The sequence below is a fragment of the Acidovorax delafieldii genome, from assembly GCF_007993815.1.
GTDB lineage: Bacteria > Pseudomonadota > Gammaproteobacteria > Burkholderiales > Burkholderiaceae_C > Acidovorax > Acidovorax delafieldii.
This window is the reverse complement of the sequence record NZ_VJWE01000014.1, coordinates 110,054-122,968: the sequence shown is the minus strand read 5'-3', so window position 1 is coordinate 122,968 and position 12,915 is coordinate 110,054. Positions and strand designations below refer to the sequence as shown.

General features: G+C 67.4%; 13 protein-coding genes. 11 read left to right on the top strand and 2 right to left on the bottom strand.

Features of this window, described 5'->3' with window-relative positions; translation table 11 throughout:
- Positions 1–3: 3 nt before the first annotated feature.
- Both ATF69_RS14560 and hemH read right to left on the bottom strand, forming a co-directional pair.
- Complete coding sequence (locus ATF69_RS14560) at positions 4–2,496, bottom strand: Lon protease family protein (protein WP_146871399.1); 2,493 nt, start codon at positions 2,494–2,496, stop codon at positions 4–6.
- 207 nt (positions 2,497–2,703) lie between these two features.
- On the bottom strand, positions 2,704–3,816 hold the full coding sequence (gene hemH / locus ATF69_RS14555; RefSeq protein WP_146871398.1) for a ferrochelatase: 1,113 nt from the start codon (positions 3,814–3,816) through the stop codon (positions 2,704–2,706).
- Positions 3,817–4,018: 202 nt separating this feature from the next.
- Here hemH and ATF69_RS14550 point away from each other — a divergent pair, with 202 nt between their 5' ends.
- From ATF69_RS14550 to ATF69_RS14500, 11 genes are all read left to right on the top strand, one after another.
- Positions 4,019–4,690 (top strand): amino acid ABC transporter permease, encoded by a 672-nt coding sequence (locus ATF69_RS14550; RefSeq protein WP_146871397.1) that lies wholly within the window; start codon positions 4,019–4,021, stop codon positions 4,688–4,690.
- Between the two features lie 11 nt (positions 4,691–4,701).
- Positions 4,702–5,355: an amino acid ABC transporter permease gene (locus ATF69_RS14545; RefSeq protein ID WP_146871396.1), complete on the top strand. Its 654-nt coding sequence runs from the start codon at positions 4,702–4,704 to the stop codon at positions 5,353–5,355.
- 63 nt (positions 5,356–5,418) lie between these two features.
- Positions 5,419–6,225: a transporter substrate-binding domain-containing protein gene (locus tag ATF69_RS14540; RefSeq protein ID WP_015014908.1), complete on the top strand. Its 807-nt coding sequence runs from the start codon at positions 5,419–5,421 to the stop codon at positions 6,223–6,225.
- Between the two features lie 27 nt (positions 6,226–6,252).
- Entirely contained in the window at positions 6,253–7,032 is a 780-nt protein-coding gene (locus ATF69_RS14535) for an amino acid ABC transporter ATP-binding protein (protein WP_146871395.1), read from the top strand.
- Positions 7,033–7,094: 62 nt separating this feature from the next.
- The gene (locus ATF69_RS14530) at positions 7,095–7,841 is read left to right on the top strand and encodes a sugar phosphate isomerase/epimerase family protein (protein WP_121942522.1); all 747 of its coding nucleotides are present in this window, start codon (positions 7,095–7,097) and stop codon (positions 7,839–7,841) included.
- Positions 7,838–8,788, top strand: a complete 951-nt coding sequence (locus ATF69_RS14525) for a sugar kinase (protein ID WP_146871394.1) — start codon at positions 7,838–7,840, stop codon at positions 8,786–8,788. Before ATF69_RS14530 ends, ATF69_RS14525 begins: the two co-directional genes overlap by 4 nt.
- Positions 8,785–9,810: a 2-hydroxyacid dehydrogenase gene (locus tag ATF69_RS14520; protein ID WP_146871393.1), complete on the top strand. Its 1,026-nt coding sequence runs from the start codon at positions 8,785–8,787 to the stop codon at positions 9,808–9,810. The genes ATF69_RS14525 and ATF69_RS14520 overlap by 4 nt, the downstream gene beginning before the upstream one ends.
- Positions 9,807–10,883, top strand: coding sequence for a LacI family DNA-binding transcriptional regulator (locus ATF69_RS14515; protein WP_146871392.1), 1,077 nt, complete (start codon positions 9,807–9,809; stop codon positions 10,881–10,883). The genes ATF69_RS14520 and ATF69_RS14515 overlap by 4 nt, the downstream gene beginning before the upstream one ends.
- 100 nt (positions 10,884–10,983) lie before the next feature.
- Positions 10,984–11,691, top strand: a complete 708-nt coding sequence (locus ATF69_RS14510; protein ID WP_015014902.1) for an HAD-IA family hydrolase — start codon at positions 10,984–10,986, stop codon at positions 11,689–11,691.
- 112 nt (positions 11,692–11,803) lie between these two features.
- Positions 11,804–12,667 carry a DUF2189 domain-containing protein gene (locus ATF69_RS14505; RefSeq protein ID WP_146871391.1) on the top strand — a complete coding sequence of 288 codons (864 nt, stop codon included), beginning with the start codon at positions 11,804–11,806 and terminating at the stop codon, positions 12,665–12,667.
- On the top strand, positions 12,664–12,876 hold the full coding sequence (locus ATF69_RS14500; RefSeq protein ID WP_056064510.1) for a DUF2788 domain-containing protein: 213 nt from the start codon (positions 12,664–12,666) through the stop codon (positions 12,874–12,876). Before ATF69_RS14505 ends, ATF69_RS14500 begins: the two co-directional genes overlap by 4 nt.
- Positions 12,877–12,915 lie beyond the last annotated feature (39 nt).

Sequence of the window (12,915 nt, the reverse complement as noted above, 5' to 3'; positions counted from 1 at the left end):
CACCTATCGCCCCCGAGCCCCTTGCCCTCTCCGCGCACCCCCCGCCACCTGACAAGCCCTCCGATACGCCCGCAGCGTCACCTCTGCCCGCTGCATCACCGTGTCCTCCACCGTGGCCGCGCCTCCGGCTAGTTCATCCGCCTGCGCCTGCAGCAACTCTGCCGGGCTCATCCCCGACGCCTCCCCCGTCAGCAGCGCAATCCCCTCGCTCACATGCACCATGGTGTAGACGTGGAACAGCCCGCGCTCTACCGCGTCCAGCACGCTGCGGTCCAGCATCAGGTGGCGCTGGTTGCGGGCGGGGATCAGCACGCCGTGGGTGCCGTCCAGCCCCGCCGTCGCGCAGGCGCGGAACCACCCTTCGATCTTTTCGTTGATACCGCCCACGGGCAGCACCTCGCCGTGCTGGTTCAGTGCGCCGGTCACAGCAATGCCCTGGCGCAGTGGCAGGCCTGACAGGCTGGACAGCAGCGCGTACAGCTCGGCGCACGAGGCCGAGTCGCCTTCCACGCCGCTGTATTCCTGCTCGAACACGATGGACGCGTTGAGTGCCAGCGGCGCCACGTGGCTGAACAGCGCGGTGAGGTAGCTGTGCAGGATGAGCACGCCCTTGTCGTGGATGGGGCCGGACATATCGACCTCGCGCTCGATGTTGAGCAGGCCCTCTTGCCCGGCAAAGGTGCGCGCGGTGATGCGCACCGGAAAGCCGAAGCGGTAGTCGCCCAGGTCGATCTGCGTCATGGCGTTGATCTGGCCGGTGATGGAGCCTGCCAGCGAGATCAGGCGCTCGCCCTCGGTGATGGAGTCGTGCAGCTCTTCTTCGGGCTGGTTGTGGCGCTGGGTGCGGGCGGCCAGGGCGGCCAACACATCGGCGGCCTGCACCAGGGTGCCTCCGTGTGCCTTGCACAGGGCGGCGCTTTCAATGGCCAGCGCTTCGGTGTGGGCAAAGCGTGCGCTCTGGCGGCGCTGGTCGTCGGCCTCGCGGTGGGTCTGCTCCAGCACCAGGGCCACGGCGTCGGGGCCGAAGTGGGGCAGGCCGCGCTTTTTGCAGACTTGGGCCACCAGGATGGCGGTGGCGTGGTGGGTGGCGGGGGTGGCGGCAAAGTGGTCTGAAAAATCCACCTTCACGCGAAAGCGGCGTGCGGCGTCGGGGTCGGCGTCTTGCAAGGCGTAGTACTCGTCCACCGATCCGATCAGCACGATCTTCACGTCCACATCCACCGGCTCGGGCTGCAGCGCCACGGCGCCGCCGGGGCCATGGCCTGGGCCGCCGCCGCCTTCCTCGATCTGCAGGCGGCCGCACCGCAAAAAGCGGCGCAGGCGTTGCCACAGGCCTTCTTCGGCGGCCAGGTCGTGCAGGTGCAGCAGGATGAAGCCGCCGTGCGCCTTGAGCAGGCTGCCCGCGTGGATGCTGGTGTGGTCGGCCTGCACGGTATCGGCGTCCGAGCCATGTTCGATGCTGCCAAACAACGTGCGCTGGGTGGGGTTGTCTTCCACCACCACGGGCGCGGCGGTGCGGCCGTGGTTGTCCACCACCAGGTTCACCTGGCAGCGGGCCAGCAGGTCGTCGAGCGCGTCCTTGCGGTCGTCTTCGGCATCGGCGCCCTGGTCGCTACCTCGTTCAGCGTCCAGGGGCTCGAACAGGTCGATGTCGCCCAGCACGGCCTGTTCCACCTGGTCGAGCCAGTGCGTGAGCTTGACGGTGTCCTTGATCTGCTTGCGCAGGCCCTGGCGGATGCCGTGCAGCGCGTGCTCCACCAGCGGCTTGATGGTCTGGCGGCGCAGGGCGGCCAGGGCGTCGTCGCGCGCGCGCTCCAGCGGGCGGGTGGTTTCGAGAAACTTGGCGATCTCGGCGCGCAGCTCCTGCTCGGCGGCGTCGATCTCGGCGCGGCGCTCGCGGGGCAGGGCGCGCGCCTCGCCTTCGGTCAGCGGCTGGCCCTTGGGGCCGGTGAGGGTGAACACCATGTGCCCGGCCTCGCGGCTCAGGCGGAACTGGCGGGCCTCGGCAAATGCGTCCAGCGTTGCAAAGGCTTCGCTCTCTTGCGTTTGCCAGGTCTTCTCGATGCGCTCGGCCTCGGCCTTGAAGTCGGGGCTGGTCAGGCGTTTGGGGATGTCGGCCTGCAGGCTGCGTGCCATGTCGGCCAGACCCTGACGCAGCATGCGGCCCTCGCCTGCGGGCAGGCGCAGCGCGCGGGGGCGGTCGGGTTGGTCAAAGTGGTGCAGGTAGCACAGGTCGGGCGGCACCGCGCGTTTTGCGGCCTCGGCCTGCATGGCCTGGCGCAGCAGTGACGCCCGCCCGCTGCCCACTTCGCCCAGCACAAACAGGTGGTAGTCCGGCTGCTGCATCGCCAGGCCAAATTGCGCGGCGGCCTGGGCACGCTCCTGCCCGATCCAGGGCAGGGGCAGGTCTTGCAGCTCGGCGGTGCTGGCAAAGCCCAGCGTGGCGGGGTCAATGGTCAGACGCAACTGGTGGGGGGCAAGGGCAAAAGCGGGCATTGATGTGGGTGTAGGAGGGGGCGGTGCGGAGTGCGTGGCAGGCAGCCATGCAGCACCTGGCGACCAAAATATGAGCCAAAACGGGCTGATGCGCTAGTGCAATATGCCCTGGGTGCTATCAATAATGTAGTGAATGACCATGGGCGCGCAGGCCGCCCAGTGCCATTCGCTTTTGCGTTCGCATGCGTAATGGCATGGGCATGCGTATCAGTGCGCCACCGGGCAAACCCCGGCAGGCGCACCACCGGCCAGCGCGTGGCTCCGCGCATCGGCCAGTGCGGCGGCGGTGGGGGCCTCGGTGGGCCAGCCCGCCAGGTGCTGCTGTGCCACGCGGCTCAGCGCGGTGATCCAGTGGTGGTTGTCGTTCAGGCAGGGGATGTAGTGAAACTCCTTGCCGCCCGCGTGCAAGAAGGCCTCGCGCACTTCCATGTTGATTTCTTCCAGCGTCTCCAGGCAGTCGCTGGTGAAGCCGGGGCACACCACGTCCACCCGCCGCGTGCCCGCCTTGCCCAGCGCCTCGATGGTGGGCTGGGTGTAGGGCTCCAGCCACTTGGCCTTGCCAAAACGCGACTGGAAGGTGATGCGGTAGCGCTCCTCGCGCAGGCCCAGGCGCTCGGCCAGCAGGCGGCCGGTCTTGCGGGCCTCGCAGTGGTAGGGGTCGCCCAGGTGCAGGGTGCGCTCGGGCACGCCATGAAAGCTCATCACCAGCTGGTCGGGCTGGCCGTGGTGCTTCCAGTGCGTTTCGATGGTGCGGGCCAGCGCGTCGATGTAGCCGGGGGCGTCGTGGTAGTGGTTGACGAACCGCAGCTCGGGCACGTTGCGGGTGGCGGCGGCCCAGGTGTAGACGGCGTCAAACACGCTGGCTGTGGTGGTGGCGGAGTACTGCGGGTACAGCGGCAGGATGAGGATGCGCGTGGCGCCCTCGGCCTTCAGCGCATCGAGCTGGCTGGCGATGGAGGGGTTGCCGTAGCGCATGGCGTGGCGCACCAGCACCGCGTGGTCTGCCTCGCCCAGCCAGCCGCGCAGCAGCGTGGCCTGCTTGGCCGTCCAGTGCGCCAGGGGCGACCCCTCGGGCGTCCAGATGCTGGCGTATTTGGCGGCCGACTTGGCCGGGCGCGTGCGCAGGATGATGCCGTGCAGGATAGGCATCCACAGCAGTTTGGGGATCTCCACCACGCGGTGGTCACCCAGAAACTGCGCCAGATAGCGGCGCACGGCCGGGGCCGTGGGTTCGTCGGGCGTGCCCAGGTTGCACAGCAGCACAGCGGTGCGGTCGGCCTGGCCGTGGGTGAAAGGGGGTTCGGGGTGGAAGGAAGGCATGCGGCATTTTCACCCACGCGCCGGGCCAGTGCGGGCTGGGAGCCTATTTGCCGCCCGGCACACCACCGCCTGCGAGATCAGCGCCGGGCATGGCGTCTTCAGGTGTTTTCAGCCCCTTTTGGGGGTGCATCGGGTATTCCCTGATGTGGTTATGAAACCGGTTTCATAAACTGACGCCACTTTGGAATAACCGCTGTTCACCGTGAATTACCAGTTCCAGTTCGATGCCGTGTTTGCCGCGTGGCCCTTGTTGCTCAAGGGCACCTGGATCACCGTGCAGCTGTCGCTCACCGCCACTTTGCTGGGGCTGGTGGTGGCCATCTTTTGCGCCTGGGGCAAGACCGGCGGGCCGGGCTGGCTGCGGTTTTTGATCAACGCGTACATCGAGGTCATCCGCAACACGCCGTTTCTGGTGCAGCTGTTTTTCTTCTTCTTTGCGCTGCCATCCATCGGCCTGCGCTGGTCGCCCTACACGGCGGCGCTGACAGCCATGGTGGTCAACCTGGGGGCGTATGCGGCCGAGATCGTGCGGGCGGGTATCGAGTCCATCCCCAAGGGGCAGATCGAGGCGGGCAAGGCCCTCAACCTCAAGCCGTGGGAGATCTTCCGGTTTGTGGTCCTCAAGCCCGCGCTCAAGGCCATCTACCCGGCGCTCACCAGCCAGTTCATCTTGCTGATGCTCAGCTCGGCCGTGGTGTCGGTGATCTCGGCGGACGACCTGACCTCGGTGGCGGCCAACCTGCAGTCGCAGACCTTCCGCAGCTTTGAGATCTACATCGTGGTGACGGCCATTTATCTGGCGCTGGCGCTGAGTTTCTCGGCGCTGTTCAAGCTGATTTATCAGCGCGTCCTTAACTACCCAGACCGCCGATAAGGAGACCGACCATGCGTACCTTCGGACTCTCCGAGTTCCTTTTCATCGTGCAGGCCGCGCAGTGGACGCTGGCGCTGTCGGCCATTGCCTTCGTGGGCGGTGCGCTGCTGGGGCTGGTGGTGGCGCTGTCGCGCACCTCAGAGAACGCGGCGGCGCGCAATGCGGCGCGCGTGTTCATCCAGGTGTTCCAGGGCACGCCGCTGCTGCTGCAGCTGTTCCTCATCTTCTTTGGTGCGCCGGTGCTGGGGTTTGACATCAACCCCTGGGTGGCCGCGGGTGTGGCGCTGGTGCTGAACAGCGCGGCGTTTCTGGCCGAGATCTGGCGCGGCTGCATCGAGGCGGTGCCACGTGGACAGTGGGAGGCGGCACAGGCCCTGAACCTCAAGTACGTGGCCCGCATGCGGTTTGTGGTGCTGCCCCAGGCTTTCAAGATTGCGCTGCCGCCCACGGTGGGCTACGTGGTGCAGATCATCAAGGGCACATCGCTGGCGGCCATCATCGGCTTCACCGAGATCACGCGGGCGGGGCAGATCATCAACAACGCCACCTTCCAGCCGCTGCATGTGTTCACCACCGTGGCTGCGCTGTACTTCGTGATCTGCTGGCCGCTGTCGCTGCTGGCCGCACGCATGGAGCGCAAGCGCGCACGTGCTCTGGCGCGCTGACCCACGCGCCGCCGTCCTCTTTTCTTTCTGTTCTCGTTCACACCAACCACCAGGAGACATGCGATGACTTTTTCTTTGCAACGCCGCACCGCCACCGCCGCTTTGGCTGCCTTGGGCCTGGGTGCCGCGCTCACGGCCTTTGCGCCGCTGGCCTCGGCCCAGTCCGTGGCGGACATCAAGAAGAAGGGTGAGATCACCATCGGCATGCTGGTGGACTTTCCGCCCTACGGCACCACCAACGCGCAAAACCAGCCCGACGGCTACGACGCCGACGTGGCCAAGCTGCTGGCCAAGGACCTGGGCGTGAAGGCCAACATCGTGCCCGTCACCGGCCCCAACCGCATCCCGTTCTTGCTGACCAACAAGGTTGATGTGCTGGTGGCCTCGCTGGCCATCACGCCCGAGCGTGCCAAGCAGGTGCAGTTCTCGCAGCCTTATGCGGCCGCGACCATCGTGTTGTACGGCAAGACGGGCGCCAACATCAAGAGCGCGGCAGACCTGAAGACCGTGCGCGTGGGCGTGGCCCGCGCCAGCACGCAGGATGTGGCCGTGACCAAGGCCGCGCCTGAGGGCACCGAGATCCGCCGCTTTGACGACGATGCATCGGCCATGCAGGCGCTGATCTCGGGCCAGGTCGATGCCATTGGCTGCTCGGTCACGGTGGCGGCGCAGATCGCCAAGCGCGTGCCCGCCAACACGTTTGAGAACAAGTTCAACCTGCTGCAGCAGGCCATGGGCATTGCCCTGCGCCCCGGCCAGGACGAGCTGACCAAGGCCGTGAACGACTTTGTGGCACGCAACACCGCCAATGGCGAGCTGAACAAGCTGTACCAGAAGTGGCTGGGCGCCGACCTGCCCAAGCTGCAGTAAGCCTGCCTGAACGATAAGGAGCCATTGATGAGCGACGCAGTCACGACCGCCCCCGGCACACCGCCGATCATCCGCATGGAAGGGGTCAACAAGTGGTACGAAAGCTTCCAGGTGCTCACCGACATCAACCTGTCGGTGCGGCCCGGCGAGCGCATCGTGATCTGCGGGCCATCGGGCTCGGGCAAGTCCACGCTGATTCGCTGCATCAACCGGCTGGAGACGGTGCAAAAGGGCCGCATCGAGGTCGATGGCATCGACCTGACCGCTGGCGGCAAGAACGTTGATGTCGTGCGCGCCGAAGTGGGCATGGTGTTTCAGCAGTTCAACCTGTTCCCACACCTCACCATTCTGGAAAACTGCACGCTAGCCCCCATGCGATCGCGCGGCATGAGCAAGGCGCAGGCCGAAGAAGTGGCCATGAAGTACCTGACCCGCGTGCGCATCCCCGAGCAGGCGCACAAGCACCCCAGCCAGTTGTCGGGTGGGCAGCAGCAGCGCGTGGCCATTGCGCGGGCGCTGTGCATGGCGCCCAAGGTGATGCTGTTTGACGAGCCTACCTCGGCGCTCGACCCCGAGATGGTCAAGGAAGTGCTGGACACCATGATCAGCCTGGCCGAAGACGGCATGACCATGCTGTGCGTGACGCACGAGATGGGCTTTGCCCGCAGCGTGGCCGACCGGGTGATCTTCATGGCCGACGGCAAGATCCTGGAGCAGGCGCCACCGCAGCAGTTCTTTGGCCAGCCGCAGCACGACAAGACGCGGCAGTTCCTGGGCCAGATCCTGACTTCCCACCACGCACATTGAGACCTGGCAGGTCGTGCGGTTGATGGCCTTTGCCCCGTGGGGGCGCGGCCTGAAAGAAACACATGAAGGTATTGATTTCCCTGTCCTCCTTCGGCGCGGCCGAAACCGGTCGCCACGGCCAGCTGTGGTGCACCGACCTGGCCCAGCAAGCGGGCGCGGATGGCGTGGAGGTGCGTGGCGAACTGCTGCGCGATGCGGCCACCGAGCTGCCAGCGCTGGCGGGCCGGGCGGCGGTGTACTCCAGCCCCGAAGGCCTGTGGACCGCGCAGGGCGAACTGGACGAAGCAGCCCTGGCACGCGGCGTGCAGGCTGCGCAGGTGCTGCGTGCGCCGCGCCTGAAGATGTCGATTGGCGGCTTTGGCTCGCCGTCGCATGCCTCGCTGCACCGCCTCCAGGCCGTGCTGCAGGCCGCCCCGCAGGTGGAGCTGGTGATCGAGAACGACCAGACCGCCACCGCTGGCACGCTGGCCGCCATGCAGGCGTTTTTTGCAGCTCAGGCGCAGGCCGGGCTCGACCTGGGCATGACCTTTGACATGGGCAACTGGCACTGGCAGGGCGAATGCCCGCTGCAGGCCGCGCAGGCACTGGCACCCTATGTGCGCTATGTGCACTGCAAGGGCGTGCAGCGCCTGCCCGCCAAGTGGGTGGCGGTGCCGCTGGCCGATTCGGTGGCGCCCTGGCGCGCCGTGCTGCGTGCCTTGCCTGCCGATGTACCGCATGCCATTGAATACCCGCTGGTGGGCGACGACTTGGTGGCTGTCACGCGCGAGCAAGTGGCCTTTATCCGCGCTGCACGGGAGGCTGCATGAGCGATTCAGTCTTCGACGTTGCATTGTTTGGCGAGGCCATGCTGCTGCTGGTGGCCAACGAGCCCGGTCCGCTGGAGAACGCCACCGGCTTTCACAAGCGCACGGCCGGGGCCGAGACCAATGTGGCCATTGGCCTGGCGCGCCTGGGCCTGAAGGTGGGCTGGGCCAGCCGCCTGGGCACCGACTCCATGGGCCGCGCGCTGCTGGCCGCCATGCAGGGGGAGGGCATTGATTGCTCGCACGTGGTGTGCGATGCCACGCAGCGCACGGGCTTCCAGTTCAAGGAGCGCGTGACCGACGGGCGAGATCCGCAGGTCGAATACCACCGCAAGGGCTCTGCCGCCAGCCAGATGGTGCCCGCCGATGTGGACGAGCCCTGGCTGCGGTCCGCGCGCCACCTGCATGCCACAGGCGTGTTTGCCGCCATCTCCGACACCAGCCTGCAGGCTGCCATCCGCACGCTGGAGGTGATGCGTGCTGCAGGCCGCACCATCTCGTTCGACCCCAACCTGCGTCCCACGCTGTGGTCGTCGCCCGAGACCATGCGCCACTGGATCAACACCCTGGCCACCTATGCCGACTGGGTGCTACCGGGCATGGAAGAGGGCGTGTTTTTGACCGGCGAAACCACCCCTGAGGGTGTGGCGCGGTTCTACCGTGAGCGGGGCGCCAAGCTGGTGGTGGTCAAGCTCGGGCCCGAGGGCGCGTACTACGACAGCGACGTGGCCGGCACCGGCCGCGTGCCCGGCGTGCCCGTGGCCCAGGTGGTGGACACCGTGGGCGCGGGCGACGGCTTTGCGGTGGGCGTGATCAGCGCGCTGCTGGAAGGCCTGACTGTGCCCGCCGCCGTGCGCCGTGGCGCCTGGATTGGTGCCCGCGCCGTGCAGGTGCTGGGCGACACCGAGGGGTTGCCCACCCGGGCACAACTGCAGGAGGCGGGCCTGTGAGCCTGGCGCTACCTTCAGCAGACGGCAGCACAAGCCCAGCGCGCAAGCAAGTGCTGGTGTTTCGCGAGCTGCCGCCCGACCAGCTCGCGCGGTTGACCGCCATGCACGACGTGACCGTGGCCGACCCGCGCAAGCCTGACGAGCGCGCGCGGTTCGATGCCGCGCTGGCACAGGCGCACGGGCTCATCGGCTCCAGCTTTCCCATCGATGCCGCCGTGCTGGCGCGTGCGCCCCGGCTGCAGGTGGTGTCCAGCATTTCGGTGGGCGTGGACAACTACGCGCTGGACGTGCTGCAGGCGCGCGGCATCATGCTGTGCCATACCCCCGGAGTGCTCGACGAAACGGTGGCAGACTCGGTGTTTGCCCTCATCATGGCCACCAGCCGCAGGCTGGTGGAGCTGTCGCAACTGGTGCGCGAGGGCCGGTGGACCAAGAATATTGGAGAAGACCTGTTTGGCAGCGATGTGCATGGCAAGACGCTGGGCCTGCTCGGATTTGGCCGCATTGGCCAGGCCGTGGCGCGCCGCGCCGCACTGGGGTTTGGCATGCCCGTGATGTACCACGCCCGCCGCCCGGTGGACTTGGCGACCCAGGCCCCTGAGTTGCAGGGCAAGGCCATCCACAAGCCTCTGCCCGCGTTGCTGGCGCAGTCGGACTTTGTGGTGGCCATGCTGCCCTTGTCGGACAGCACACGGGGCATGGTCAACGCCGAACTGTTTGCAGCCATGAAGCCCGGCGCCATCTTCATCAACGGCGGCCGGGGCGCCACCGTGGTGGAACAAGACCTGCTGCACGCGTTGGACCATGGCCCGCTGCGCGCAGCGGGGCTGGATGTGTTTGCCACCGAGCCGCTGCCGCTGGCGTCGCCCCTGCGCACCCACCCGCGCGTGACCCCGCTGCCCCACATCGGCTCGGCTACGCACGACACGCGCCATGCCATGGCGGCGCTGGCCACCACCAACCTGCTGCAGGCCCTGGCGGGCGAACGGCCCGCCGCCGTGTACAACGCCGTACCCGCATGAGCCCGCCGACACCCCCACCCTCCGCCACGCTGCGCGCCCGCCCCACCATCGCAGATGTGGCGGCCGAGGCCGGTGTGTCCAAGGCCACGGTGTCGCGCTACTTCAACCACCGCGAACGCCTGCTCAGCCCCGACATTGCAGCGCGGGTCGAGGCGGCCATCGCCAAGCTGGCCTATGTGCCCAGCCCCATGGCCCAGGCGCTGAGCCATGGCCGCTCACGGCTCATTGGTCTGGTGGTGGCCGACATCACCAACCCCTATTCGGTGGCCGTGTTGCGGGGCGCCGAGAAAGCCTGCCAGGACGCGGGCTACCTGGTCATGCTGTTCAACCTGGGCAACGACCGCGAGCGCGAGCGCGCGGCCATCGACGCGCTGGCCAGCTACCAGGTGGATGGCTTCATCCTCAACACGCTGGGGCAGGGCGAGGGGCAGGCGGATGTGAACACCTTGCACGGCAAGCCCGCCGTGCTGGTGGACCGGCGCCACGCCGGGCTGGCGGCAGACTTCGTCTCGCTGGACAACCAGGGCGCCATGCGCGAAGCCTGTGCCCACCTGCAGCAGCAAGGCTGGCAGCGCCTGCTCTACATCAGCCAGCCCTTGCTGGGCGTGAGTTCCCGCATCGAGCGCACGGAGGCCTTCCGTGCGCTGGTGTCCTCCAAGGGCTCGGCGGTGCGCGGCGCGGTGCTGCAGCTGGCGGCCGAGCAGGGTGACGAAGTGCTGGACCAGGCACTCACCGATCTGCTGCAGCAGGCCCGGCCCGGCGAGCGCTGCGCGGTGGTGGCGGGCAATTCGGTGGTCACGCTGCGGGTGGCAGCGTCCGTCTCGCGCCTGGGGTGGACGTTTGGGCAACAGCTGGGTTTTGTGGGCTTTGACGACCCCGAATGGGCGTCGCTGATCCGGCCTGGCCTGAGCGCGGTGGCCCAGCCCACCGATGCCATCGGGCAACGTGCTGCGCAGTGCCTGCTGGAGCGTATCAACGGCCTGGAAGGCCCTGCGCGCGAGAGCCTGCTGCCCGGGCTGCTGGTGGTGCGCGGATCTTCGTTGGGGCCTGGGGGCGCGCCAGACCCGGGTTGAACGCACTGCATTCCGCAAAGGCCTGCGGTATGCTTTGCGGCCCTCGTCCCGGTGCATCGCCGGGGCCTCTTTTTTCGCCTTCATCCTTCAGGTGCGCCCTGTGCCAAATCCCTCTCTGGACACCTCCCGCATCCGCGCCATCTCCATCGATCTGGACGACACGCTCTGGCCCATCTGGCCCACCATCACGCGGGCCGAGAGTGTGCTGCTGGACTGGCTGACCCACCACGCGCCTGCCACGGCGGCACTCTTCTCGGACACCGAGGCGCTGCGCGCCATCCGCAACCAGATGGTGACCCTGCGCCCTGACCTGAAGGGCGACCTGAGCGCGCTGCGGCGCGAGTCCATCCGGCTGGCGCTGACGCAGGCCGGTGACGAGCCCGCGCTGGCCGAACCGGCGTTTGATTTGTTCTTTGCAGAGCGCCAGCGGGTGGAGCTGTTTGACGATGCGCACGACACGCTGGCTTTCTTGTCAGCGCGCTACCCGGTGGTGGCGGTGTCCAACGGCAATGCCGATATTCACCGCATCGGCATCGGCCACTACTTTCGCCACAGCATCAGCGCGTCGGACTTTGGCATCGCCAAACCCGATGTGCGCATCTTCCATGCGGCCGCCACGGCCGTGGATGTGTTGCCCCACGAGGTGCTGCACGTGGGCGACGACGCCACACTGGATGCGCAGGGCGCGCTGAACGCGGGTATGCAGGCGGTGTGGATCAACAGTGCCAACCACCCCTGGCCGCACGACGACACACCGCCCCATGCCACGGTGGACAGCCTTACCGCGCTGTGCCGGCTGTTGGCCTGACCGGTTTCGCTGGGTTCGGTTTCTTGCCTCAGGTCAAGGTTTGGGCGCGCGGCGGTTGAAGCCGCTGCCTGATCAGGTCACACTCCATCGTCGCTCAGCGACCCCTCCCACCATGCCCCGTACTCCCCCCCCGTTGCCCGCCATCCGCACCATCGGCCTGATGCAGCCCATGACCTGGCTGGTGCTGGCCTGGCGCGACATGGCACGGGCGGGCTGGATCAGTTTTGCGCATGGCCTGGCGCTCACACTGTTTGGGGCCGCCATCTTTGCAGTGGCACACCACCGCTTCTGGCTGCTGGCGGGGGCTCTGTCGGGCTTTCTGGTGGTGGCGCCGGTGCTGGCCACCAGCCTGTATGCGCTGAGCCGCGCGCTGGAGCGTGGCGAAGCCGCCAACCTGGGCGTGGTGCTCAAGACCTGGCTCAACTGGCAGAACAGCCATGTGAACAAATGGGGCAGCGACTACTGGTGCATGCTGCAGTTCGGGGCCCTGCTGGCGCTGGCCGCCTCGGGCTGGGTCATGACATCTGCGGCGCTCATCACGCTGCTGGCGCCCGTGCCCATCGAGACGCCGCTCGACTTTCTGCGCCACGTGGTCATGGCGCGTGACGGCTGGTTGTTTGAAATCTGGCTGGCGCTGGGCAGCCTGATGGCCGCGCCCATTTTTGCGTCCAGCGTGGTGGCCATGCCCCTGCTGCTGGACCGCCGCGCCACGCTGCTGCAGGCGGTGCTCACCGGCTGGCAGGCGGTCATCACCAACCCGCTGCCGATGGCGTTCTGGGCCGCGATCATCCTGGGCTTTACCTTACTGGGCCTGGGCTCCCTGCTGCTGGGCCTGATCGCTGTGATGCCCATGCTGGGCCACGCCAGCTGGCACGCGTACCGCGACCTGGTGGATGCATCCAGCCTGCCCGAGCGTGACCTGGTGGCCCCTGCTGTACCGGCGGCCCCTGTGCGTCGGCCAGGAGGGACATCGTGATTTTTGGATTTACCGAGGCGCAGATCTCGGGCTTCTTCCTCACCTACGGGGTGGGGGCGTTCATCGCCTACATGCTGTTCATCATCGGGCAGCTCGCGTGGGAATCGAAGGCCGGACGCTTTGGCACCTTCGTGCTCTTCCTGGGCCTTGGCGTGGGTTTTCTGGGTTTCCTGGCCAAGGTGGTGATTCAGTGGTGGCTGGAGCGGTAGCGGGCTACACGGCCCGTTGCTCAACGCCAGGCGCACCCA

Excerpts from the sequence above, each read along its gene's own strand:
- ATF69_RS14560 (WP_146871399.1), bottom strand. The coding sequence starts at position 2,496 with ATGCCCGCTTTTGCCCTTGCCCCCCACCAGTTGCGTCTGACCATTGAC.
- hemH (WP_146871398.1), bottom strand. The coding sequence starts at position 3,816 with ATGCCTTCCTTCCACCCCGAACCCCCTTTCACCCACGGCCAGGCCGAC.
- ATF69_RS14545 (WP_146871396.1), top strand. The coding sequence starts at position 4,702 with ATGCGTACCTTCGGACTCTCCGAGTTCCTTTTCATCGTGCAGGCCGCG.
- ATF69_RS14540 (WP_015014908.1), top strand. The coding sequence starts at position 5,419 with ATGACTTTTTCTTTGCAACGCCGCACCGCCACCGCCGCTTTGGCTGCC.
- ATF69_RS14535 (WP_146871395.1), top strand. The coding sequence starts at position 6,253 with ATGAGCGACGCAGTCACGACCGCCCCCGGCACACCGCCGATCATCCGC.
- ATF69_RS14530 (WP_121942522.1), top strand. The coding sequence starts at position 7,095 with ATGAAGGTATTGATTTCCCTGTCCTCCTTCGGCGCGGCCGAAACCGGT.
- ATF69_RS14525 (WP_146871394.1), top strand. The coding sequence starts at position 7,838 with ATGAGCGATTCAGTCTTCGACGTTGCATTGTTTGGCGAGGCCATGCTG.
- ATF69_RS14515 (WP_146871392.1), top strand. The coding sequence starts at position 9,807 with ATGAGCCCGCCGACACCCCCACCCTCCGCCACGCTGCGCGCCCGCCCC.
- ATF69_RS14505 (WP_146871391.1), top strand. The coding sequence starts at position 11,804 with ATGCCCCGTACTCCCCCCCCGTTGCCCGCCATCCGCACCATCGGCCTG.